This window comes from Desulfonatronum zhilinae, from assembly GCF_900182865.1.
GTDB lineage: Bacteria > Desulfobacterota > Desulfovibrionia > Desulfovibrionales > Desulfonatronaceae > Desulfonatronum > Desulfonatronum lacustre.
Window position 1 is genome coordinate 406945 of record NZ_FXUJ01000001.1, and the last position, 23979, is coordinate 430923.

Here is a 23979-nt window from a genome sequence, read left to right on the forward strand (position 1 = left end):
CGATCCATTTGAATTTACTTGATTTTTTGGTATGGCCCGGAAGTTGCTTTAGGGGAGCCAATAGTCGCTGCAGCGGAAAGCAAGCGTGAATGTTGTGTTTCTTCTCCCCTTTAACCAAAAGGATGGTTAGCATTATGGCCGTACGTGAACAAGTTTATGGATTTTTCATTCCCAGCGTGACATTGATCGGCATCGGCGCCCACAAGGAAATCCCCGCCAAGATCAAGGCTCTGGGCGGCAAGAAACCCCTGCTGGTCACCGACAAGGGCATCACCGGAATCGGCATGACCGACCAGATCGTGAAGTTGCTCAAATCCGAGAAGATGGATTGCGTGGTCTACGACGACACCATCCCCAACCCTACGGACGAAAATGTCCACGCCGGCGTTGAAGTCTACAAGAAAAACAAGTGCGACAGTCTGATCACCCTGGGCGGCGGCAGTTCCCACGACTGCGGCAAGGGCATCGGCCTTGTCGTGGCCAACGGCGGCAAGATTCACGACTTCGAGGGCGTGGACAAGTCCACCAAGCCCATGCCTCCGTATGTGGCCGTGAACACCACCGCCGGTACCGCTTCGGAAATGACCCGCTTCTGCATCATCACCGACACGTCCCGCAAGGTAAAGATGGCCATCGTGGACTGGCGCGTCACCCCCGGCGTGGCTGTTGACGATCCGCTGCTGATGATGGGCATGCCCCCGGCGCTGACCGCCGCCACCGGCATGGACGCCCTGACCCACGCCGTGGAAGCCTATGTTTCCACCATCGCCACCCCGATGACCGACGCCTGCGCCGAAAAGGCCATCGAACTGATCTTCCAGCACCTGCGTCCCGCCGTGGCCAACGGTCAGGACATCAATGCCCGCGAAGGCATGTGCTACGCCCAGTACCTGGCCGGCATGGCCTTCAACAACGCCAGTCTGGGCCACGTGCACGCCATGGCTCACCAGTTGGGCGGCTTCTACGACCTGCCCCACGGCGAGTGCAACGCCATCCTGTTGCCCCACGTGGAGAAGTTCAACCTGATCGCCAAGGTGGAGCGCTTCGCCAAGATGGCTCAGTTGATGGGCGAGAACATTGAGGGCCTGAGCCCGCGCGCTGCCGCGGAAAAGGCTCTGGACGCCATCAGGGAGCTTTCCGCCGACGTGGGCATCCCCTCCGGCCTGGTCGAGCTGGGCAAGCGTTACGGCAAAAAAGTCAAAAAGGAAGACATCGCCGTGATGACCGGCAACGCCCAGAAGGACGCCTGCGGGTTCACCAACCCCCGGTGCCCCAAGGACGCCGACGTGGCCGCCATCTTCGAGGCCGCGCTGTAAGACTCGCTTTTGTGGTTTGGGCAGGAAGGTCGGGCCGTTGGCTCGGCCTTCCTGGTTTTGAGTGGTGTTCACGGTTCAGGAGTTCAACGGTTCAGCGGTTGACATGGAAATTACCGGACAATTCAAATGTTCCGCCGTCGTCAGGTATCTACTCAGCACATTATGTATCCGCCCTTGCTCCGGCAATCGGAGTCAGGGTCGCTATCGGAATCGGAATAGGAATAGGAAAAATTTTGAACGCTTCCCAGCGTTTTCGATCCCGATCCCGACTCCGACCCCGACCCCGACCCCGACAACGGCATTACTCTATGCTGAAAAGTTACGTCGTCAGCATATCTTGAACGGCTTAATTGAACCGTGAACCATTGAACCGCTGAACCATTGAACCTTGCACCAATCAGATGTCGAGGAGGTCCGGTCGTTGACGAAGTTCGTTCGGGTACGCTACCTGACTTGCTTTCAAGGGTCCGATCTCCTTTTCCTCTGATTCCCCCGCCAACCCTCCCTCCAAGGAGCCCAGAACACATGGAAGTCGTCGACATTCACGCTTCGTGCGATCACGAATTCATAGCCCAGGTCGAAGCGGAGAGCGAACAAAAAGTCCGGCTCTGCTACCAGTGCGGCAACTGTACCGCCGGGTGTCCGTACACCTTTGTTTATGACATATCGGTCAGCCAGGTGATGCGCTTGTTGCAGGCCGGTCAGAAAGAGCGCCTTCTCTCCTGCAAGTCCATCTGGTTGTGCGCCACTTGCGAATCCTGCACCACCCGCTGTCCCAATGAAATCGACGTGGCCCGGATCATGGACGTGCTCCGGCATATGGCCCGACGCGAAGGCTACGCCACGGAGAAGAACGTGAAGACTTTCTGGGACACGTTCCTGGGTTCCGTGGAAAAGCACGGTCGGGTCTTCGAGATGGGCCTGCTGGCGACGTACGTGGCCAAGACCGGTCGGTTCTGGACGGACATGGACCTGGGCCCGAAGATCCTGCCCAAGGGCAAGCTCTCCTTCAAACCCCATGAAATTCAAGGCAAGGACAAGGTCGCCGAGATTTTCAAACGCTTCAGGGAGACGCAGCAATGACCAAATACGCCTATTATCCCGGTTGCTCCGGACAGGGCACCTCCCAGGAGTACGACTCCTCCACCCGGGCGGTTTGTCGCGCCCTGGGCGTGAATCTCGTGGATATCCCGGACTGGAGCTGTTGCGGCTCCACCCCGGCGCATACCGTGGACCATCTGCTCTCTTCGGCCCTGGCGGCCCGCAATCTGGCCCTGGCCGAGGACCTGGACGCGGCCGCGGTGATCACGCCCTGTCCGAGCTGTCTGACCAATCTGAAGGTCGCCGTGCACCGGATGGGCGATCGGGAGTTTCGGCTTCAAGTGAACAAGCTGTTGGACAAGCCGGTGGACCGAACGACCCCGGTAAAGTCCGTGCTGCAGGTTCTGGCCGAGGACGTGGGTCCCGCCGCCGTGGCCGAAATGCTCCCGAACAGGCCCCTGACCGGGCTGAAGCTCGCTCCGTATTACGGGTGCATCATGAACAGGCCCCCCGAGGTGATGCAATTCGACGACCATGAGAATCCCACCGCCATGGACAAGCTGATGGCCGCCCTAGGCGCGGAGGTTCTGCCGTTCCCATTGAAAGTGGAGTGCTGCGGCGCCTCCTTCGGCATCCCGCGCAAGGACATCGTGGCCAAGCTTTCCGGCAAACTGCTGGAAGCGGCTGCGGACCTCGGGGCCCACGCCGTGGTCACGGCCTGTCCGCTGTGCCAGATGAATTTGGATCTGCGTCAGGGCCAGGCCTCCGCCGCCATGGGGCGTAAATTTCAACTGCCCGTGTTCTACTACACGCAGTTGATCGGTCTGGCCCTGGGTGTTCCGCAAAGCGAACTGGGGTTGTCCAAACTTTGCGTCAATCCCCGGCTGGCCCTTGACGCCATGCACGCGACACAAGCCGAGAAACGGGAGCGGGAAGCCAAAAGCGAGGCCGGCAAGCAAGCGCCCCAGGCCAAGGCCGCCTAGCTGTCCGTTGCATTTGGAATTTTTGAGTAACTACTCAGCACAAAATAATTCTGTTGCCGGGGTCGGAGTCGGGATCGGGATCGAAAACGCTGGGATGCGTTCTCAACTCTTCCTGTTTCGATACCGATACCGATACCGACCCCGATTGCCGGAGCAAAAACGGACACAAAATGTGCTGAGTAGATACATTTTAGAACACGAACAGCAAGATACGTTTTTTTCAACACTCAGCTAGAGCGTAGGGCGAAGCTGGAGGAACGTTCATGAAGATTGGAGTTTTCATCTGTCACTGCGGCAGCAATATCGGTGGGACGGTGGACGCGGCCAAGGTCGCCGAGGCCGCTCGCGCCTTTCCCGACGTGGTTTTCACGTCGGATACCATGTACGCCTGTTCCGAGCCGGGACAGGACGGCATCATCCAGGCCATCAAGGACAACCAGCTCGACGGCGTTGTGGTGTCCTCCTGCACGCCCAGGATGCACGAGCCGACGTTTCGGCGCACCGTGGAACGGGCCGGGCTGAACCGGTTCATGTTCGAGATGGCCAACATCCGCGAGCACGTCTCCTGGATCGGCAAGGACAAGGAGGCGAACACCAACAAGGCCATCGAACTCACCGGCATCGCCGTGGAAAAGCTGCGCCGGGATCAGCCCCTGTTCGCCAAGCAATTCGACATCAACAAGCGCGTCTTGGTCATCGGCGGCGGAGTGGCCGGGATACAGGCCGCCCTGGACTGTGCCGACGGAGACCGGGAAGTGATCCTGGTGGAGCGCGAATCCACCATCGGCGGCAAGATGGCCAAGCTGGACAAGACTTTCCCCACGGTGGACTGCAGCAGCTGCATCCTCGGGCCGAAGATGGTGGACGTTGCCCAGCACCCCAAGATTCAGCTCTATGCCATGTCCGAGGTGGAAGAAGTCGGCGGGTACGTGGGCAACTTCGAGGTCAAGATCAAGCGCAAGGCCCCCTACGTGAATTGGGAATTATGCACCGGTTGCGGCCTGTGCATGGAGAAATGTCCGAGCAAGAAGTCCCTGGATCACTTCAACGAACAGGTGGGCACGACCACGGCCATCAACATCCCTTTTCCCCAGGCCATTCCCAAAAAGGCCGTGATCGACCCGGAGTTCTGCCTCAAATTCACCAAGGGCAAGTGCGGGATCTGCGCCAAGGTCTGTCCGACCAATGCCATTGTCTATGACCAGCAGGAAGAGATCGTCACCGAAAGCGTCGGGGCCATTGTCGCGGCCACGGGCTACGACCTGTTCGACATTTCCAAGTACGGTGAATACGGCGGCGGACGTCTGCCGGACGTGATCACCGGCTTGCAGTACGAGCGGCTGCTCTCGGCTTCCGGTCCCACGGGCGGGCACGTCAAGCGGCCTTCCGACGGCAAGGAGCCCAAGACCATTGTTTTCGTGCAGTGCGTCGGCTCCCGGGACAAGAGCGTGGATCGGCCCTATTGCTCGGGCTTCTGCTGCATGTACACGGCCAAGCAGGCCATCCTGACCAAGGATCACATTCCGGATTCCACGTCCTACGTCTTTTACATGGACATCCGTGCGCCGGGAAAGATGTACGACGAGTTCACCCGCCGGGCCATGGAGGAGTACGGTACCCAGTATGTCCGGGGCCGGGTCTCCATGATCTACCCCAAGGGCGACAAACTGCTGGTCCGGGGCGCTGATACCCTGATGGGCACCCAGGTGGAGGTGGAGGCGGACCTGGTGGTCCTGGCCGCCGGGGCCGAAGCCGCCGTCGGCGCGCCGCAGCTGGCGGAAAAGCTGCGCATTTCCTACGACAAATACGGTTTTTTCATGGAGAGCCACCCAAAGCTGCGGCCCGTGGAGACCAACACCGCCGGGGTGTACCTGGCCGGCGCGTGCCAGGGACCCAAGGACATTCCGGCCTCCGTGGCCCAGGGCAGTGCCGCCGCGGCCAAGGTTCTGGCCTTGTTCGCCAAGGACAAGCTGGAAAACGACCCGATGATCTCCTTCGTGGACATCAAGCGCTGCGTGGGCTGCGGCAAGTGCATCCAGGTTTGCCCCTTTGGCGCGATCAAGGAAGTGGACTTCCGGGGCGAGCCCAAGGCCGAGGTCATTGAAACCGTGTGTCAAGGCTGCGGTCTGTGTACGGCCACCTGCCCCCAGGGCGCTATCCAGCTCTCCCATTTTACCGACAACCAGATTCTCGCCGAGGTGAACGCCTTATGTCAGCTCTAGCCGGAAAGGAACTTCGTATCGTTGGATTCTTGTGCAATTGGTGCTCCTACGGCGGGGCGGACACGGCCGGGGTGGGACGGTTTACCCAACCCACGGACCTGCGGATCATCCGTGTGCCCTGCTCGGGCCGGATCAACCCCTTGTTCGTGGCCAAGACCCTGCTCTCCGGGGCCGACGGCGTTCTGGTGTCCGGCTGTCACCCTCGGGACTGCCATTATGCCGAAGGCAATTTCTACGCCCGTCGTCGCCTGGAAGTCTTCAAGCGGCTTTTGCCGACCATGGGCATTGACCCGGACCGGTTTGAGTACACCTGGGTTTCCGCTTCCGAAGGGCAACGGTGGCAGAAGGTGGTGACCACCTTCACGGAGCAGATTCACAAGCTCGGCCCGGCCCCTCGGTTCGGCTTGACTCCTGATCAGAACCCGGCAACCGCGGCGGCGTGCTAAGGAGCGCAAACAGTGACGATTCTCACGCAACTCAAGGAACAGATAACGGCGCAACTGCCGAAGCTGGACATGGTCATCGGTTGGGAGCAGGGCTACGACGCGCTGCACGCCACGCCCTTGTTCATCCGCACGGTGGAGGATGTGGAGCGGCTGCAAATCGGGCCCTTGGCCGTGCACAACACCGCGACCTATCTTACCGGCCTGAAGAACAAGAAGGTCGGGCTGGTGGTCAAGGGCTGCGACAGCCGGGCCGTGATCCAGTTGCAGCAGGAAGGGTTGATCAACCGCGAGAACGTGGTGGTCTTCGGCTTCCCCTGCGACGGGGTGGTGGACCTGACCAAACTGCGCCGCGAGGTCGGCGACATCGGCCGGGTCACGGAGGTGGACGCCTCGCCCACGGAACTGCGGCTGAACCTGGACGGCCAGGAGCGCAACGTCGCCCTGGCGGGTGTTCTGGCGGACAAGTGTACGCGCTGCCGGTTTCCCAACGCCCTGGTCCACGACCATTTCGCGGGCACGCCCCGGGAAGCCCATGCCGTGGACGACGACTACGCCGACGTCCTGGCCTTCGAATCCCAGCCCCTGGAAGCCCGGTTCGAGCACTGGCAACAGGAAATGAGTCGCTGCATCCGGTGCTACGCCTGCCGCAACGCCTGTCCGATGTGCGTCTGTCGGGATCATTGCGTAGCCCAGAGCCGGGACCCGCACTGGATGACCCAGGACGACGCGGTCCGGGAAAAATGGCTGTTCCAGGTGATTCATGCCATGCACTTGGCCGGGCGCTGCGTGGAATGCGGGGAGTGTCAGCGGGCCTGTCCGGTGGATATCCCGATCCTGGCGCTGAAGCGCAAGCTGAACAAGGAAATCAAGGAAGTCTTCAACCACGATGCCGGTGTTGATCCCAACGCAATACCGCCATTGCTCTCCTTCCAGGTGGAAGAGGAGAACATCAACGAGCGAGGTTGGTGATGGCCGAGGCCAAATTCATAGCAAACGACAAGCTGACGGCCTGGCTGGACGAATTGTCCGCGACCATGCGGGTGCTCGCTCCGGCCAGACAAGGCGACGCGGTGGTCTTTGTCCCGTATGTCGCGGGCCAAAATGTGGAATTGGGACAAGAGGCAACGGCCCCGCCCAAAAGCACCGTCTTTCCGGCCAGCGAGGATCTGCTGCGCTACGACTACCGCAAGAACCCGGACGACCTGGGCCAGGTGGACGTGGAACTGTTTCCGACCATCACTCCGGAACCGACCTTGGTTTTCGGTTCCCGGCCCTGCGGCGCTCGGGGATTCCTGATTTTCGACCGGGTCTACGACGGCGCGAAGTATAAAGATCCGTATTATCTGGCCCGCAGGGAAGCCACCCTTTTCGCGACGATTGCCTGCCTGAAGGCGGAGAACGCCTGTTTTTGTCACAGCGTGGGCTCCGCTCCGGGGGACGCCGCGGGTTCGGACCTGCTCCTGACGCCCATGGACGACGGGTTCGTGGTGGAGGCGGTCAGCAAGAAGGGTGAAGCGTTGCTGGGCAGTTCCCTGTTCACGGCCGGGAAGAAAAAAGCCGGACAGGCCAAGAAGCTGCGCGAACAGGCCCTGAAGGACATGGGCGAACCGCAAGACTTCGGCCCGGCCAAGGACAAGCTGTTGGCGCTGTTCGACGACATGGGCTTCTGGGAGGATGTCTCGGCCAAGTGTATCAGTTGCGGGGCCTGCACCTATCTTTGCCCGACCTGTTACTGCTTCAACATCACCGACGAAAACGCCGGGCTGACCGGTCGACGGGTGCGGTCCTGGGACAACTGCATGTCCTTTCAGTTCACCCTGGAAGCCAGCGGCCACAATCCCCGGCCCACCAAGGCCCATCGCCTGAAGAACCGTGTCGGGCACAAGTTCAGCTATTACCCGGCCCTTCATGAGGGGATCATCTCCTGTTGCGGCTGCGGCCGGTGCATCAAGAGCTGTCCCGTGAGCGTGGACATCCGGGAAATCGTGACCAAAGCCATGGCCCATCAACCACCGGCTGTCGAGGAGGCCGCGAAATGACCGAGAACCCGAAACAGTCCCCCCTGATGGCCAACCCGTATCTGCCGGAGATCGGCACGATTATCGAGACAATTCAGGAGACGCACAACATCAAGACCTTCCGGATCGTCCTGGGCAGCGAGGAGCGGATGCAAAACTTCCATTACGAGCCGGGCCAGGTGGGGCAGTTGTCCGTGTTCGGCATCGGCGAGTCCACCTTTGTGATCAACTCGCCGCCCACGCGCAAGGAGTACCTGCAGTTCAGCGTGATGCGCGCCGGTGAAGTGACCACCAAGCTGCATTCCCTGTCCAAGGGTGATCGGATCGGCGTACGCGCTCCGCTGGGCAATCACTTCCCCTACGAGTCCATGAAGGGCAAGGACGTCGTCTTCATCGGCGGCGGGATCGGCATGGCCCCGTTGCGCACCCTGCTACTGTTCATGCTGGACAACCGCGAGGACTACGGCAAGATCAGCGTGTTGTACGGCGCACGCAGCCCTCAGGACATGGCTTTCAGCTACGAACTGCCCGAATGGCTGGAGCGCAAGGACATGGAGACCGTGCTGACCATCGACCGAGAGGCCGAAGGCTGGGAGCACAAGGTCGGGCTGATCCCCAACGTGCTCCTGGAGATGGCCCCCAAGCCCAAGAAGGCCGTGGCCGTGACCTGCGGCCCGCCGATCATGATCAAGTTCACCCTTCAGGCCCTGAAGAAGCTGGGCTTCAAGGACGATCAGATCGTCACCACCCTGGAAAAGCGCATGAAGTGCGGCGTGGGCATCTGCGGACGCTGCAACATCGGCACGAAATACGTCTGCGTTGACGGGCCGGTGTTTACCTACGAACAGTTGCGTGAATTGCCCAATGAACTTTGATCCGGGCTCGCCCGGATTCGGTTTGCGACGGATGTGAACCAAGGAGAGAAGCTATGGCTGAATTTTTTCAGGCGGCCGAGATCGCCGAAGCCGCGGTGACCATCGAACAACAGGGGCAGGCCTTTTACATCAGCGCGGCCCAGGCCGCGAAGAACCCGGATGTGAAGGACTTCTTTCTGTATTTTGCCAAGGAAGAAGCCCGGCATGAACAGATTTTCCAGCAGCTCAAGGACCGGTTGGGCAAGTTCGAGCTGCCGGCCTGGAGCACGACGGAAGAGTATGGGATGTATTTGAAGGCCCTGATTGATTCCCACTCGATCTTTTCCCCGGAGCTGCAAAGACGGTTGGCCGAAGCCACTAGTGAAAACGAAGCCATTCGTCTGGCCATGGGCTTTGAAAAGGACACGATTCTGTTTTTCATGGAAATGAAGGAGCTGGTCCCGGACACTGAAAAGAAATTCGTGATGCAGTGCATTGACGAGGAACGCTCGCATCTGCGCCAGCTCTCGAAAATGCTGACGTAGGGGGCGGATACGTAGGGATGTCATGTTGCACTGTGTTCAGCGAAACGGCTGAGCACGAACACGATACATGCTGACGGACTGTTGGGGTAATTTGCGTTTGAGCCGGGCACGGTGACTCAGGGAAGTATCTGGCTCGCCTGTTTACATCCCGATGCTCGGGACGTAAATTTGAACGGCTGGACGGATAATCGGCGACTTGGTGATTGGCTGAGTGTTTTTGCATGCAGGCATAACATATTAAGGAGGTTCTTTGATGGACAAGATTTTACGCATTGATGTCGGCGCACAGGGCGGACCCAAGGCGACAGTGGAGCCGGTGGGCGACTACGCGGGTATGGGCGGTCGGGGCATGACCACCATGGTGGTGTACAAGGAAGTCCCGGCGGATTGTCATCCCTTGGGACCGGAAAACAAGCTGGTTATTTCCCCCGGCTTGATGAGCGGTTCGGCTGCCTCTTCCTCCGGCCGCCTTTCCGTGGGCTGCAAGAGCCCGTTAACCGGGACCATCAAGGAATCCAACGCCGGCGGCACCGCTGCCCAGGCCCTGGGACGTCTCGGCTACGCCGCGGTGATTCTGGAAGGCGAGCGCCAGGGCGACGACATGTACAAGGTGTTCATCGACGATCAGGGCGTGAAGATCGAGAAGGCCAACGAGCTGAAGATGTTGCCCAACTACGAGCTGATCGACAAACTGAAGCCCGTTTACGGGGAAAAGGTTTCCGTGATCTCCATCGGCACGGCTGGCGAGATGCGCTTTTCCAACTCCTCCATCGCCGTGACGGATCCGGAATTCCGGCCCACCCGGCACTGCGGACGCGGCGGCGTCGGCGCTGTCATGGGCTCCAAGGGCATCAAGTGCATCGTTGTGGACGCTTCCAACACCAAAATGCGTCAACCCGCAAATCCGGAAGGGTTCAAGGAAGCCAACCGCAAGTTCGTGGAAGGGCTGAAGCAGCACGCGGTCACCGGCCAGGGCCTGCCCACCTACGGCACCAACGTGCTGACCAACGTGCTCAACGAAGCCGGCGGCTATCCCACCTACAACTTCCGTGAAGGCCGCTACAAGCACCACCAGAGTCTGTCCGGCGAACTCCAGGCCGAGAACATGAAGAACCGCGAAGGCGGCCAGCCCACCCACGGCTGCCACCGCGGCTGCGCCATCCAGTGCTCCGGAATCTATACGGACAAGGACGGCAACTACATGACCAAGCAGCCGGAATACGAGACCGTCTGGTCCCACGGCGGCAACTGCGGCATCGACGATTTGGACGTGGTGGCCAAGCTGGACTACCTGGACGATAACTATGGGGTGGACACCATTGAAATGGGCGTGACCATCGGCGTGGCCATGGAAGCCGGAGTGATTGAGTTCGGCGACGGCGAAGGGGCCATCAATCTGGTCCACGAAGTGGGCAAGGGCACTCCGTTGGGTCGCATCCTGGGGGCGGGCGCCGCCACCACGGCCCGTTGCTACGGCCTGGAGCATGCTCCTGTCGTCAAGGGTCAGGCCATGCCGGCTTACGATCCTCGCGCGGTGAAGGGCATTGGGGTGACCTACGCCACCACGACTCAGGGAGCTGACCATACGGCAGGTTATGCCGTGGCCACGAACATTCTCAAGGTCGGCGGCGATGTCGATCCGCTCAAGCCTGAAGGCCAGGCCGAACTGTCCCGGAACCTGCAGGTGGCGACGGCGGCCTTGGACGCCACGGGCTACTGCCTGTTCATCGCCTTCGCCATTCTGGATCAGCCCGAGACCTTCAACGCCATGGTCGATTCCATCAACCAGATGTACGGCCTGAATATGACCGGCGACGACGTGGTCGCCCTGGGCCAGAAGATCCTGAAAATGGAGCGAGAATTCAACAAGAAGGCCGGTTTCGGTCCTGAGCATGACCGTCTGCCCCGGTACTTCTCCCGCGAGCCCCTCGCGCCCCACAATGTCGTGTTCGACGTGTCCAATGAAGAATTGGACAGCGTCTACAACTTCTAAACGTAAGAACGATCTTTTGTTCGGCACCCCGGGAGGCGGCCAGCCTCCCGGGGTGCCGCTGTTCTGTTCAGGACCCGTTTTTATTCATTTGCTTATTTGCGTGGCAGGGCGGCGTTTGCCGCATCTAACGTCAATTTCCAAACCTGACTTCGGAGAGATCAGCCATGCCGTACACCGCTCCTTATCCTGAACCCTATGACAAAACATTGGACAATCTGCCTCTGATCGTGATGGAGCACGATGCCCCGGAATGGTTCGGCATTCTTCTCCAGGGCTTTGACATGCCCGTGCCCAAACCCTGCACGCTCAGGGAGTTTTTGTGTGAACTGGTCGGCGTTTGCGGGGTGTATACGGAAAAATACTTGCAGACGATTTTCCTCAACGGGAAGGCCATTGACGATCTGGACCGGGCAATGATCGTTCCCTCCTCGCGTTTGGCTTTGTCCGCGGCCATGCCTGGCTTGGTGGGGGCGACAATGCGCCGGGGCGGCTATTACAGCAGAATGCGCGAGGGGATCTCACAGTCCAGGGAGAACACGACCGACTCGACGGAAGAACAGCCTTTTCGCCTGCAAGTTCGTCTCTACAATGCCGTAGGCCGTGAGCTTGCCGGCTTGTTTCTGCACCAGGGGGTTTTTGTCCCCTCGGAATATCTTTTGAAGTTTTTAAAATCCCAACCCCCGAAATTTTTTGACCACTTGCATAAAGTTGTCCTCAACGGCACGCCTTTGCCCGTCACGTCATCATCCCTCGATTCTTGGCAACTTCCCCAGGGCGACATCGCTCTGAGAGTAACGGCCGTCCAACCGTAACACCCCATCCCCCCAGCTTTGGGGATATGTTCGTCGCAGGGTTCCTGGGCAGTAAGCCACCCTGTCCAAAAATAGTTTGACGATTTTACGGATAACAATTATCCATAAAGAAATGTTTTCGCAAAATGGGACGTGTCATGGAGAAACCACTTTCGAGTACCAATGAACGCCTTGAGCAGATGATCGCACGGCTCAAGGAACGCGATTTTCGGCTGACCCCGCAGCGGATGGCCGTGCTCAAGATCTTGGCTTCCAGCCACGGACATCCATCGGTGGAACGGATTTACGAGCAGGTTCGCCGGGATTTTCCGACTACGAGCATTGCCACGGTTTACAAGACCGTGGCCCTGTTGCGAGAATTGGGCGAGGTGCTGGAATTGGGCTTTCCCGACGGCAGCAACCGCTACGACGGCAGCAAGCCGTATCCCCATCCCCATGTCATCTGCATTAAGTGCAAGACGATTCTGGACCCAAAGCTGAACGGTCTGACGGATCTGACTAAAGAGGTCAGCCAGGAAACCGGCTTTCGGGTCACCACGCATCGTGTGGATTTTTTCGGGGTCTGCCGGGCCTGTCAGGGGGCTGCATCCGGAAAAGAGACGGAAAACATCGGTTCGTAGGAGATGGCAACCAAATCGTTATCAGAACCTCAACCGTTCATGGAACGAAAGGAGATCTCGGTATGAGTGAAACAGGCAAATGTCCCGTTACGGGCAAGACGCATGACCACCCGGCCGCCAAAGGCACGTCGAATCGCGAATGGTGGCCCAATCAACTGGACCTGGACATTCTGCACCAGCACGCCCCTGCTTCCAACCCCTTGGGGCCGGATTTCAACTACGCCGAGGAGTTCAAGAAGCTCGACTTGGCCGCGGTGAAAAAGGATCTCGTCGCCCTGATGACCGACTCCCAGGAGTGGTGGCCGGCGGACTGGGGACACTACGGCGGTCTGATGATCCGCATGGCCTGGCACAGCGCGGGTACCTACCGCACCGCGGACGGACGCGGCGGGGGCGGAACCGGGAACCAGCGATTCGCGCCCATCAACAGCTGGCCGGACAACGTCAATCTGGACAAGGCCCGGCGGCTGCTCTGGCCGATCAAGAAAAAATACGGCAACAGGATTTCCTGGGCCGACCTGATGATCCTGGCGGGCAACTGCGCGTTGGAATCCATGGGTTTCAAAACTTTTGGGTTCGGCGGCGGACGTGAGGACATCTGGCAACCGGAAGAGGACATTTACTGGGGCTCGGAGGCCGAATGGCTGGGCGACAAACGCTACAGCGGGGATCGGGACCTGGAGAATCCGCTGGCCGCGGTGCAGATGGGCCTGATCTACGTGAACCCCGAAGGCCCGGGCGGCAACCCGGACCCGGTGGCGTCGGGCCGCGACGTGCGGGAAACTTTTGCCCGCATGGGCATGAATGACGAAGAAACCGTCGCCTTGACCGCCGGCGGCCACACCTTTGGCAAATGCCACGGCGCGGGCGATCCGTCCCATGTCGGCCCGGAGCCCGAAGCCGCACCCATTGAGGAGCAGGGCTTCGGCTGGAAGAGCAGCTTCGGTAGCGGCAAGGGCGGCGATACGATCAGCAGCGGCATCGAGGGCGCCTGGAAGCCGAACCCGACCAGGTGGGACATGGGTTATCTGAAAGTGCTGTTCAAATACGAGTGGGAGCTGGTCAAGAGTCCGGCCGGCGCAAACCAGTGGCTGGCCAAGGACGTGGAAGACGAGGACATGATCGTGGACGCCCACGATCCCACGAAGAAGCGCCGCCCCATGATGACTACGGCTGACCTGTCGCTGCGCTTCGACCCGATCTATGAGCCCATTGCCCGGCGCTACCTGAACGATCCGGAAGGCTTCGCGGATGCGTTCGCCAGAGCGTGGTTCAAGCTGACCCACCGGGACATGGGCCCCAAGGCCCGCTACCTCGGCCCGGAAGTCCCGGCCGAAGACCTGATCTGGCAGGACCCGGTCCCGGCTGTTGATCACCCCCTGGTCGACGCCAAGGACGTCGCCGACCTCAAGGCCAAGGTTCTAGCCTCCGGCCTGTCCGTGGCGGAACTGGTCTCCACGGCGTGGGCCTCGGCCTCCATCTTTCGGGGCTCGGACAAGCGCGGCGGGGCCAATGGCGCCCGGATTCGCCTGACGCCGCAAAAGGATTGGGCCGTGAACCAGCCGGACCGGTTGGCCAAGGTGCTGGGCGTGCTGGAATCCATCCAAAGCGACTTCAACGCCGCCCAATCCGGCGGCAAGAAGGTCTCCCTGGCGGACCTGATCGTCCTGGCCGGATGCGCCGGTGTCGAGGCCGCGGCCAAGGCCGGCGGACATGCTGTGGAGGTGCCCTTTTCCCCAGGCCGTACGGACGCCTCGCAGGACCAGACCGATCAGGAATCCTTTGCTTTGCTGGAACCCGAAGCCGACGGCTTCCGCAACTATCAGAAGAAGGCCTATTCCGTATCCGCCGAGGAGATGCTGGTGGACAAGGCCCAGTTGCTGACCCTGAGCGCTCCGGAAATGACCGTGCTCGTCGGCGGGTTGCGGGTGCTGGGAGTCAACGTCGGCGGATCGGCCCACGGCGTGTTCACAGACCGGCCCGGAGCTCTGACCAACGACTTCTTCACCAATCTGCTGGACATGGGCACTGTGTGGAAAGCCATGTCCGAGACAGGAGACACCTTTGAAGGCCGAGACCGCAAGACCGGGGACCTGAAGTGGACCGGCACCCGCGTGGACCTGATCTTCGGCTCCAACTCGCGATTGCGCGCCCTGGCCGAAGTCTACGCCCAAAACGACGCTCAGGAGAAATTCCTGCGCGACTTTGTCGCGGCCTGGACCAAGGTCATGAACCTGGACCGCTTCGACCTGACTTGATCCCGGCTTAACGGTCTTTGGAAGTAGGGGCGACCGGCCGGTCGCCCCTACGGCTCCCCCGCTATTGCAGCGTCATGCTCCGTTGGACATTCGGTCCTTGTCATTTAAATGATCGGCCTTATCTCTTGTCTCGAACAGCTTGACGATTGTCGCTGTTCATGATTGCAAGGCTCGCGGTGAACATTGTGCGTTTTGTGGGTCACAAGCCTTGACCATCCTTTCATCAACCAAATTGCAAGGAGATTATGAAAATGTCCGAAAAGCGTTGCTGCCCCCATTGCGGCGTGGAGTTGACCTCGACCTTGGGACCGCCGGAGTCCGGCTGGGGGGCGCTGTTGGTCTGTGAAAACAATGATTGCGCAGTCTTCAGGGGCTCCAATGAGAACATCAAGTACAAGCCCGGCGACTCTCCACTGGGTTGCCGCTACGCCGAAGACGTGGAAGGCGGCTATAAATCATTCAATATGCTGGCTTTTCGCGGATTCTAGCCTTTTGCCTCTCCGCTCAAATTCCCTGGGAACGATTGTTCTCAGGGAGTTTTTTTTGTATCGTCAAGGCCATGGAACATGACCCACCCACTCAGTGGCTGGAGTGGTCCAGGGAGATTCAAGCCCTGAGCCAGACCGGCCTCGCCTTTGCCCAGACCCACTACGAACGAACCCGCTACCATCGCCTATTGGAGTTGGCCTCGGAAATGGTTTCCAGCCAGACCTGCCTGGAAACCGACGACGTCTTGCGCACGTTTCTGGTGCAGCCCGGCTACGCCACGGTCAAAGTGGACGTGCGCGGGGCCGTGGTCCGGGACGACCGCATTTTGCTGGTCCGGGAGCGGGCCGACGGCAAGTGGGCCATGCCCGGCGGCTGGGCCGACGTGGGCGAGTATCCTTCGGCCATGATCGCCCGGGAGATTCTCGAGGAAAGCGGATACGAGGCCAAGCCGGTCCGGCTGATCGGCGTGTACGACGCCAACCGGGCCGGACGGCCCATGGAATTCTTTCACGCCTACAAAGTGCTGTTTTTGTGCGAACTGACCGGCGGAGCGCCCTCGGCCAGCGATGAAACCTCGGACGTGGGCTTTTTCTCCTTCGATGATCTCCCGCCTCTTTCCGAGCACCGCACCAACCACGTCCATCTCTCGGAGGTCCGTCGTCACCTGGCGGACCCGACCCGCCCGGCTGCGTTCGATTGATCGCGGCCATGACCCTTGTCCAACTCCGCGCCGCTCTTTTCGGCGGACAACCCGTCGGATGGTGGAGTACACGGATTGATTCATGAAATCGATTGTTCTGCTTGCCGTGATCCTGATGACCCCCCTTGTGGCCGGATGCTCCGGCAAGAACCCGCACTACGACCCTGACAAGCCGCACCATACCCCCACGGGCTTTCAAAACAACTATCCCCATTCCCGGCCCAGCGGCCCGGACTTCTGGCGTTGGTTCTTCCAGAGGCGGCTGGCCGGACTGCCAAAGAAGCCCACATTGGAACTGGCCCCGGTGGCCCCGGACCTGGAATACCTGCGAACCAACCTTTCCGAGCCGGCCGTGACCTGGATCGGGCACGCCACGGTACTGATGCAGATGGGCGGGCTGAATATCCTTACGGACCCCGTCTTCTCGCAGCGGGCCTCACCGGTGCAATGGGCCGGACCAAAGCGGTGGCAGCCACCGGGGGTGGCCCTGGATGAGCTGCCGCGCATCGACTTGGTGCTGATTTCCCACAGCCATTACGACCATCTGGATTTGAACTCGGTTCGGGAGGTGGCGGCGCAACCCGGCGGCTCGCCGCTGTTCATGGTTCCCTTGGGCCTCAAGGAATGGTTCGAGCGCAATGTTCCCGCCTCCCGCGGCCATGTGCGGGATTTCGACTGGTGGGATAATCTGGAGATGGATGGCGAAGAGTGTCGGACCACGGTCCACTTCGTCCCGGCCCAGCACTGGTCTCAACGAACGTTACGGGATCGAAATCAAACCCTGTGGGGTGGCTGGGTGGTGGAGCAGCCGGATTTCGTCTTTTATTACGCCGGGGACATGGGTTATTCCCAAGATACCAAGGACATCGGAGAACGCTTCGGCGGCTTCGACCTGGCGGCCATCCCGGTGGGCGCGTACGAACCACGGTGGTTCATGCAAAGCCAGCACATCAACCCGGAGGAAGCGGTGCTGGTGCACCGGGACGTCCAGGCTCGCCGTTCCATTGGCGTGCATTGGGGAACTTTCCATGGAATCACGGATGAGTCTTTGGATCAGCCTATTGTCGACCTGGCCGAAGCCCGGCAGCGGCACGGCCTGGCTGAAGACGACTTCTTTTTGCTGCGCCACGGCGAAACGCGGCGACTTGACGACAACAGGTGACCAAGGAGTCTGATCCATGCCCGGAATTCGCAAAAGCCTTTTACAGCTTATCTTCTCCGGATCGTTCATGAAGCGCTGGAACGACAAGCTGCGTCCCATGGAACTGATGGAGGTGGACAAGCAGGCCCACAAGATGATCGTGGCCTGGATGCTCTTTGAACTGAACACCCGTGAAATGTCTGCAGAAGAGAGGCTGGCCATCGGCGAGCGGATCGTTGAGGGGGGGATTTTCGAATATCTGTACCGCCTGGTGATCACGGACATCAAGCCGCCGGTGTTTTATCAGATCAAGGCTAATCCGGCCCATTACCGCCAATTGACGGACTGGGTCCTGGACCGGCTCAAGCCGCGGGTGGAGTGCCTCGGAACGCCCTTCTGGGACCGGTTGCGGCTGTGGCTGGACCATCCGGAGGAAGGGGACTTGGCGCGGCGGATTCTGGACGCGGCCCACAGCTATGCCAGCCGATGGGAATTCCACCTGATTACCCACGTCCAGAACTACGACGACGAGTTGGAGGAGATAGAGGAAAGTTTTCGCGGGCAACTGGAGACCCACCGGGACTTGGAGGGCATGCCCGAACTGCTCCAGGGCACGGGAAGTCATCTGGGCCGACTGGCCCATCTCAGCGGACAACTGCGCTTCCAGAAGCGCTGGTCCCAGACCCCGAGGGTTCCGGAAACCTCGGTCCTGGGACATATGTTCGTGGTGGCCTGCTTCGGCTACTTTTTCAGCATGGCCGTGGGCGCCTGCCGGGCCAGGGCGCAAAACAACTTCTTCGCCGGGTTGGTCCACGATCTGCCGGAGCTGCTGACCAGGGACATCATATCACCGGTGAAGCGCTCGGTGGCCCGGATCGGCGATCTGATCCGGGAGTATGAGTTCAAGGAGCTGGAGCGGCGGGTCTTCGCTCCCCTGGAAAAGGGCGGATATCGCGACCTGGCGGAACGACTGTCCTATTTTCTGGGCCTGGACGTGGGGTCGGAGTTCGAGAGCACGGTCATCCTGGACGGTTTGATCCGGGAGGTGAACTGGGACCAGCTGCAGACCGCCTACAACCAGGACCGCTTCGACCCCAAGGACGGCAAACTGCTCAAGGTCTGCGACAACCTGGCCGCCTTCATGGAGGCCTACACCTCCCTGCGTAACGGCATCAGCAGCGATCAACTCCAGCAGGCCCTCTGGCGCATCCGGTCCGAATACCAGCAGACCAGTCTGGGCGAAGGGGTACACATCGGCGCGTTGCTGGCCGATTTCGACTGATCCGTCTCCCGTTCGTCCGTCTTTATCCCATCAGCATGCCCATCAAGGCGCGGACCATTTTGTCGTTGTAGCCAGGGCTCTGACTCAGCGCGTTCAGGGCGCTGCCCGAGGTCAGAGCCTCGGCGTACGGACGATCGGTAATCATGGCGCAATAGGAATCCACCACCGCGCACAACTGGCCGACCATGCTGATCTCCTTGCCGGGCAGCTTTTGCGGATAGCCCTTGCCGTCCAACCGTTCATGGTGCTCCAGGGCCTGCTTGAGGATCAAGTCCGAGCGGACTTCCAAAGAGTGGAGCACTTTCCCGCCGATCCAGCAGTGTTCTCGAATTTTTTCCAGCTCATCCCGGGTCAGCGGCATGGTCTTGGCTCGAATGAAGGCCGGAATTTTGGACATGCCCAGGTCGTGGGTCAACAGCCCCATGGCGACCTCGTCCAGGTGCCTGCGTCGCAGATCCCCGTCGTTAAGGCGAAGGTACAGGGCCAACCCGATGAAAAGGGAGTTGACGCCGTGATTGGCCAGGGAATGTTCTTTCCAGAGGTTTTTTCTGAGTTGCTTGATCCGATGCTGATCCTGCCACAGGTATTCGGTCAGAACGAGCAGGTCGGTTTGCAGGGCCGAGAACACCGGGGCCACGGGTTGATCCAAAAAGGCGTTGAAGCGATCGGTCAAACCTTGTTGGAAAATCAGGGCGATTTCCGAGCTTTTCAGGCTGGAGTCCACCAGGACCAGATCAAGCTGCTTGCTGATATGCTGGGCGTAAACCGGGTGGTCTTTGCGGGCGACAAAAACCAACCCTTGGGCGCATTTGTCCAGGATCATCTGCCGTTGTTCCGCCGAGATCCGCTGGCCGGACTGGGTCAAGGGGATCAGTTGGGCGACCTGTTCCCTGAATTCAAACGTGTCCAGGGGTAGGCGAAATTTCGGAAAACTCTCCAGGATCACCGGGCTGACCTGATAATATTCCTCATGCAGGTCTTCGTTCGGCACTATGGCTTTGTTCCGCATGCGCGTTCCTCGTCAGACAATGGTGCGTCTTTTCTCATTCTTTCCTCGCTGCTCCACTTAAGGGCAATCCCCATCAAAAGCAACCTGTTCCCTCCTTGCTCCATGGGCTGATTTGTCTGATTCTCATGCTCTATCGGATCAGTATCGAAGTGAAATCGTGATTGAAATCGGCCACACCACTTTTTTTCACCTCTCGGAACTTGATGTGCCTCGTGGTCTCCATTTTTGGTATTTATTTGTGAATGCTTGGATTTCCTGGGAAATTGAAAAATGCTTGACATTTAGTAAGATGTGCGGAAGATGGTGGGAAAAAGTGGGAAAATGTGGGGATGAGTGGAAAGCCGATGACCTTTCGCGGACATGCATATCGCAGCCTGGACCCCAAGGGGCGTTTGGTGCTTCCCACGGAATTTCGGGATGTTATCCTTTCCGTAGGGACGCATGGCCGGGTCATTTTGACCAATTTCGACGGATGCGTGGTGGGATACTCGCTTCAGGAGTGGGAACGCATCGAAGAGAGTTTTCAGCGCATCAACATGCTGAATCGACAGCTGCGGGATTTTCAGCGGTTTTTCATCTCCGGGGCCATGGAAGTGGAACTGGACAAGCAGGGCCGGATTCTCATTCCTCCACATTTGCGCACCTACGCCGGTCTGACGCGGGAAGTCGCCCTGGCCGGCGTGGGGCGAAAATTCGAAATCTGGGACTTGGAGCGGTTTGAAGAACAGCGGCGCAAAATGGAAGAAAGCTTTGATCTGGTCATGGACGCCCTGGCTCAGACGGAATGCGACCTACGCCTTTAGGCGCGGAGGCTCGGTCCGGCGGTGTTCGTCGCGGATGTCACTATCCGTGATTTCGCCTTTACGTCTTGGGAGGTCGTCGTGACGTCCATGCCCGAATCCTCTGCTCTGCCCGCGCATCAACCGGTCCTGGTCGAAGCGGTTCTGACACATCTCGCTCCGCGTCCTGGCGGACGCTACCTGGATGGGACCCTGGGGCTGGGCGGGCACGCCGGGGCCGTGTTGGAGGCCACCGACGGAGCGGCCAAAATATTGGGACTGGACCGCGACCCCTTGGCTTTGGAGACGGCGAGGAAAAGGCTTCATGAGAGGTGGCCGGCCGCCGAATTGACCTTGCGTCACGAGTGCTTCAGCCGATTTTCGGACGTCATGGACGAACTGGGCTGGGAACTGCTGGACGGCGCGTTGCTGGACCTCGGTTTCTCTTCTTTTCAGGTGGACACTCCGGAGCGCGGGTTCAGCTTTCTCGCGGACGGCCCCTTGGACATGCGGATGAATCCTTACGGGGCGGGAGTGACGGCGCGGGAAGTGGTCAACGCGTATCCCGCGCGACAACTCGCGAAGATCATTTATGAGTTTGGTGAAGAACCTCTGGGCGGAAGAATCGCCAGAGCCATCGAAACAGCGCGGCGCGACGATCCCATCGAAACCACCCTGGAGTTGGCGCGCATCGTCGAGCAGGCCTACCCTCCGGCCCGAAGGGCTCGGGCCCGCAACCATCCGGCGACTCGCACCTTCCAGGCTCTGCGTATGTTCGTCAACGACGAGACCGGAGAAATCACCCGGTTTTTGGGTCAGATCGTACCGCGACTGGCTGAAAGCGCACGAATCGTGATCATCTCGTTTCATTCCATCGAGGATCGTATAGTTAAACGATATTTCGTGGAGCAGGCCAAGGCCTGCCTGTGCCCGCCCAGGCAGCCCTTTTGTTTGTGCGGCCATCGGGCGACATTGAAAATACTGACCAAGAAGCCGTTGATCGCATCCAGCGCCGAACTGACCGCCAATCCGCGCAGTCGCAGCGCGAAGCTGCGGGCGGCCGAACGGATCGCCGCTTGATGATGTCTTTTTTACTCCGAACTTTCAGGGTCGCGTCATGAGTGCAAACGTCAACGCTCCCAGAAAAAACCAATCAACCGGCTGGTATTGGGCCACGTCCTTGTTGGGGATTTGCGGATTGGTCCTGGGGTTGGCGGTGGTCTGGGTCAATATTGAACGTCTGGATCTGGCCTATGAATTGAAGCAGCTCCAGACCGAACTGGAGCGCAAGAACGATCTCCAGGCCAAGCTGGAAGTGGAACGAATGAACCTCTTGTCTTCGTCCCGGCTGCGGGCGTTGGCTGAAGAAAACGGACTCCGCCAAGCCGAACCCGGCCGGATCAGGCTCCTGAGTCCCTGAGTTCGACAGGCCGTTCATGGTGTTAGACGCATGAAAAACGACCGACTGAATAAATCCTCGTCCCGTGATTGGGTCCGGATTCGCATGGCCCTGCTGGGGGCGTGCGTGCTCTTGATCTGGGGCGGGCTGTGGTATCGGGCGTTTCAGGTTCAGGTCGTACGCGGGCCGGAGTTGACGGCCATGGCCGCCAGACAGCACAAGGCCGCGGAATTCGAGCGCGGGATGCGCGGTGAAATTTTCGATCGTCAAGGGCGACTGCTGGCCAAAAGCACGGGAATTCAATCCGTCTACGTCCGCCCCTTGGAGTTGGAGGACCCGGAGGCGGCGGTTCCGATTTTGGCTGCCGCCCTGGAGATGCCCGCCGGTCAGGTCCGGACCTTACTCGGAAGACCTCAGAATTTCATCTGGCTGTCCCGCCAGATCAGCGACCGCAACGCCCGGAACATCATCAACGCCGGGCTGCGGGGGGTATACCTGACCGAGGAGTCGGCCAGGTTCTATCCTCATGGACATTTGGCCGGGCAGGTGCTCGGCTTCGTGGGGCTGGACGGGGAAGGACTGGAGGGCGTTGAAAAGACCTACGACGAAATGCTGGCTGGACGCAAAGCCACCTTCGTGGCCCAGCGGGACGCCTCCGGACGGCGGATGTATCTGGACGCCCAAGGCCGTGAAGAGGATCTGCGGGGCCGCAACGTCACCCTGACCCTGGACGCGCAGATTCAGTTTTTCGCCGAGGAAGCCCTGGCCGCCACCGTCACGTCCTTCAACGGGAAAACCGGGATGGCTCTGGTGGTCCATGTGCCCAGCGGAGATATTCTGGCCATGGCCAACTATCCGTTCTTCAATCCGAACATGCCGCGCCAGAATGCGGAACAGTGGCGCAACCGAATCCTTTCGGACGCCCTGGAGCCGGGGTCCACGCTCAAGCCCATGTTGATGGCCGCGGCCCTGGAAGAACGCGTGATTACCAACGACACGATCTATTACTGTGAAGAAGGTCGGTGGCGACTGACCGGGGTAAACATTCGCGACGTCAAGGGACGGGGGTGGCTCCCGGCGAACAAGATCCTGCGGTATTCCAGCAACATCTGCTCGGCCAAGATCGGTCTGGATCTCGGAGCGACGAAATATCACGACTATCTCCAGAAAATGGGTTTCGGCGAGCGATCCGGCTTGCCGTTGCTCGGCGAGAATCCCGGTCTCCTAAGGCCTCCCAGATCATGGTATCCGGTGGACCTGGCCGCCGTCTCCTTCGGACAAGGCATGTCCGCCAACGCCCTGCAGATGGCCAGGGCGTATCTTGTTTTGGCCAACCGCGGGGTGATGCGTCCTTTGCGGCTCGTCCGCGAACCTGAACAGGACGTTGGCACTCTTTCCGTGGTTTTGCGGGAAGAGGTCGCCCAGACCGTGATGCGCATGCTTCAGGAAGTGGTGGAGGAGGACGGTACGGGTACGCAAGCCCGGATTCCCGGCGTGATCGGCGCCGGAAAGACCGGCACGGCCCAAAAGGCCACTGCTTCCGGCACCTATGGCGACCGGTACGTGGCCTCCTTCGCGGGATTCTATCCGGGCGATGAGCCGGAGTATTTCATCTACGTGGTGGTCGACGAGCCCCATCCCCAACACTATGGCGGCGTGGTGGCCGCGCCGGCGGTGCGGGACATCGGACTGCGCTCCCTGGCGTATGCCGGGAAGCTGCCGGAGGGGAGCGTTTTTGTCGCCCAAGAAGATGATCGGGGTCAAAACCATGGTGTGGCTCAGAATGCGCGAGTTGAGAGGGTCAGCCTGGAACGGAATGTCGATACTTCCCTGGAAGGGGCCGCGGCAATGGAATTCGACTTGGCGGACGCACTGGATCTTGGCCGGGACATGGTCCCCAACGTGACGGGGATGAGCGTGCGCCGAGCCGTGGAGCGACTGCGCGGCTACGGTGTGTTGCCCGAGGTTGAAGGCGGCGGCGGGATTGTCTCCAGGCAGGCCCCCGAGCCGGGGCAGTCGTGGCCGCAACATGAGCGGCGGCTGACTCTGTGGCTGGAGGTGTCATGAGGCAG

22 protein-coding genes are annotated in these 23979 nt (G+C 60.0%); 21 read left to right on the plus strand and 1 reads right to left on the minus strand.

Features of this window, described 5'->3' with window-relative positions:
• Nucleotides 1-134 precede the first annotated feature (134 nt).
• From AC559A_RS01865 to AC559A_RS01945, 17 genes are all read left to right on the plus strand, one after another.
• Nucleotides 135-1316: an iron-containing alcohol dehydrogenase gene (locus AC559A_RS01865; protein WP_498815909.1), complete on the plus strand. Its 1182-nt coding sequence runs from the start codon at nucleotides 135-137 to the stop codon at nucleotides 1314-1316.
• A 525-nt stretch (nucleotides 1317-1841) separates the two neighbouring features.
• Entirely contained in the window at nucleotides 1842-2399 is a 558-nt protein-coding gene (locus AC559A_RS01870) for a 4Fe-4S dicluster domain-containing protein (RefSeq protein WP_498815911.1), read from the plus strand.
• Nucleotides 2396-3340, plus strand: a complete 945-nt coding sequence (locus tag AC559A_RS01875; RefSeq protein WP_498815913.1) for a CoB--CoM heterodisulfide reductase iron-sulfur subunit B family protein — start codon at nucleotides 2396-2398, stop codon at nucleotides 3338-3340. The genes AC559A_RS01870 and AC559A_RS01875 overlap by 4 nt, the downstream gene beginning before the upstream one ends.
• A gap of 263 nt (nucleotides 3341-3603) precedes the next feature.
• The gene (locus AC559A_RS01880; protein ID WP_028573129.1) at nucleotides 3604-5562 is read left to right on the plus strand and encodes a CoB--CoM heterodisulfide reductase iron-sulfur subunit A family protein; all 1959 of its coding nucleotides are present in this window, start codon (nucleotides 3604-3606) and stop codon (nucleotides 5560-5562) included.
• Nucleotides 5550-6008, plus strand: a complete 459-nt coding sequence (locus AC559A_RS01885; protein WP_498815915.1) for a hydrogenase iron-sulfur subunit — start codon at nucleotides 5550-5552, stop codon at nucleotides 6006-6008. Before AC559A_RS01880 ends, AC559A_RS01885 begins: the two co-directional genes overlap by 13 nt.
• A gap of 12 nt (nucleotides 6009-6020) precedes the next feature.
• A complete protein-coding gene (locus tag AC559A_RS01890) occupies nucleotides 6021-6977 on the plus strand; it encodes a 4Fe-4S dicluster domain-containing protein (RefSeq protein WP_498815917.1) in 957 nt (318 codons plus the stop codon).
• Nucleotides 6977-8047: a 4Fe-4S dicluster domain-containing protein gene (locus tag AC559A_RS01895; RefSeq protein WP_498815919.1), complete on the plus strand. Its 1071-nt coding sequence runs from the start codon at nucleotides 6977-6979 to the stop codon at nucleotides 8045-8047. The genes AC559A_RS01890 and AC559A_RS01895 overlap by 1 nt, the downstream gene beginning before the upstream one ends.
• Nucleotides 8044-8901, plus strand: a complete 858-nt coding sequence (locus AC559A_RS01900; protein ID WP_498815921.1) for an FAD/NAD(P)-binding protein — start codon at nucleotides 8044-8046, stop codon at nucleotides 8899-8901. Before AC559A_RS01895 ends, AC559A_RS01900 begins: the two co-directional genes overlap by 4 nt.
• Before the next feature lie 53 nt (nucleotides 8902-8954).
• Entirely contained in the window at nucleotides 8955-9425 is a 471-nt protein-coding gene (locus AC559A_RS01905; protein WP_028573134.1) for a ferritin-like domain-containing protein, read from the plus strand.
• A 253-nt stretch (nucleotides 9426-9678) separates the two neighbouring features.
• A complete protein-coding gene (locus AC559A_RS01910; protein ID WP_028573135.1) occupies nucleotides 9679-11418 on the plus strand; it encodes an aldehyde ferredoxin oxidoreductase family protein in 1740 nt (579 codons plus the stop codon).
• A 164-nt stretch (nucleotides 11419-11582) separates the two neighbouring features.
• The gene (locus AC559A_RS01915; RefSeq protein WP_051434742.1) at nucleotides 11583-12230 is read left to right on the plus strand and encodes a hypothetical protein; all 648 of its coding nucleotides are present in this window, start codon (nucleotides 11583-11585) and stop codon (nucleotides 12228-12230) included.
• A 137-nt stretch (nucleotides 12231-12367) separates the two neighbouring features.
• Nucleotides 12368-12850 (plus strand): Fur family transcriptional regulator, encoded by a 483-nt coding sequence (locus AC559A_RS01920; RefSeq protein WP_028573136.1) that lies wholly within the window; start codon nucleotides 12368-12370, stop codon nucleotides 12848-12850.
• Nucleotides 12851-12912: 62 nt separating this feature from the next.
• The gene (katG, locus tag AC559A_RS01925) at nucleotides 12913-15108 is read left to right on the plus strand and encodes a catalase/peroxidase HPI (RefSeq protein WP_498815924.1); all 2196 of its coding nucleotides are present in this window, start codon (nucleotides 12913-12915) and stop codon (nucleotides 15106-15108) included.
• Nucleotides 15109-15359: 251 nt separating this feature from the next.
• Entirely contained in the window at nucleotides 15360-15596 is a 237-nt protein-coding gene (locus AC559A_RS01930) for a hypothetical protein (protein ID WP_028573138.1), read from the plus strand.
• 71 nt (nucleotides 15597-15667) lie between these two features.
• The gene (locus tag AC559A_RS01935; protein ID WP_498815926.1) at nucleotides 15668-16297 is read left to right on the plus strand and encodes an NUDIX hydrolase; all 630 of its coding nucleotides are present in this window, start codon (nucleotides 15668-15670) and stop codon (nucleotides 16295-16297) included.
• A gap of 82 nt (nucleotides 16298-16379) precedes the next feature.
• Nucleotides 16380-17459, plus strand: a complete 1080-nt coding sequence (locus AC559A_RS01940; RefSeq protein WP_498815928.1) for an MBL fold metallo-hydrolase — start codon at nucleotides 16380-16382, stop codon at nucleotides 17457-17459.
• Between the two features lie 16 nt (nucleotides 17460-17475).
• Nucleotides 17476-18720 (plus strand): HD domain-containing protein, encoded by a 1245-nt coding sequence (locus tag AC559A_RS01945; protein ID WP_028573141.1) that lies wholly within the window; start codon nucleotides 17476-17478, stop codon nucleotides 18718-18720.
• A 22-nt stretch (nucleotides 18721-18742) separates the two neighbouring features.
• Here AC559A_RS01945 and AC559A_RS01950 read toward each other — a convergent pair whose 3' ends face one another.
• Nucleotides 18743-19729, minus strand: coding sequence for an HD-GYP domain-containing protein (locus AC559A_RS01950; protein WP_498815930.1), 987 nt, complete (start codon nucleotides 19727-19729; stop codon nucleotides 18743-18745).
• Nucleotides 19730-20058: 329 nt separating this feature from the next.
• On the opposite strand from AC559A_RS01950, the gene mraZ reads away from it, so the two are divergent.
• The 4 genes from mraZ to AC559A_RS01970 all read left to right on the plus strand — a co-directional run bounded on the left by mraZ (nucleotide 20059) and on the right by AC559A_RS01970 (nucleotide 23974).
• Complete coding sequence (gene mraZ / locus AC559A_RS01955; RefSeq protein ID WP_498815932.1) at nucleotides 20059-20532, plus strand: division/cell wall cluster transcriptional repressor MraZ; 474 nt, start codon at nucleotides 20059-20061, stop codon at nucleotides 20530-20532.
• Between the two features lie 78 nt (nucleotides 20533-20610).
• Complete coding sequence (rsmH, locus tag AC559A_RS01960) at nucleotides 20611-21588, plus strand: 16S rRNA (cytosine(1402)-N(4))-methyltransferase RsmH (RefSeq protein WP_498815934.1); 978 nt, start codon at nucleotides 20611-20613, stop codon at nucleotides 21586-21588.
• Nucleotides 21589-21625: 37 nt separating this feature from the next.
• Entirely contained in the window at nucleotides 21626-21928 is a 303-nt protein-coding gene (locus AC559A_RS01965) for an FtsB/FtsL family cell division protein (RefSeq protein WP_245590077.1), read from the plus strand.
• Nucleotides 21929-21958: 30 nt separating this feature from the next.
• Nucleotides 21959-23974 carry a penicillin-binding transpeptidase domain-containing protein gene (locus tag AC559A_RS01970; RefSeq protein ID WP_035261927.1) on the plus strand — a complete coding sequence of 672 codons (2016 nt, stop codon included), beginning with the start codon at nucleotides 21959-21961 and terminating at the stop codon, nucleotides 23972-23974.
• Nucleotides 23975-23979: the final 5 nt, after the last annotated feature.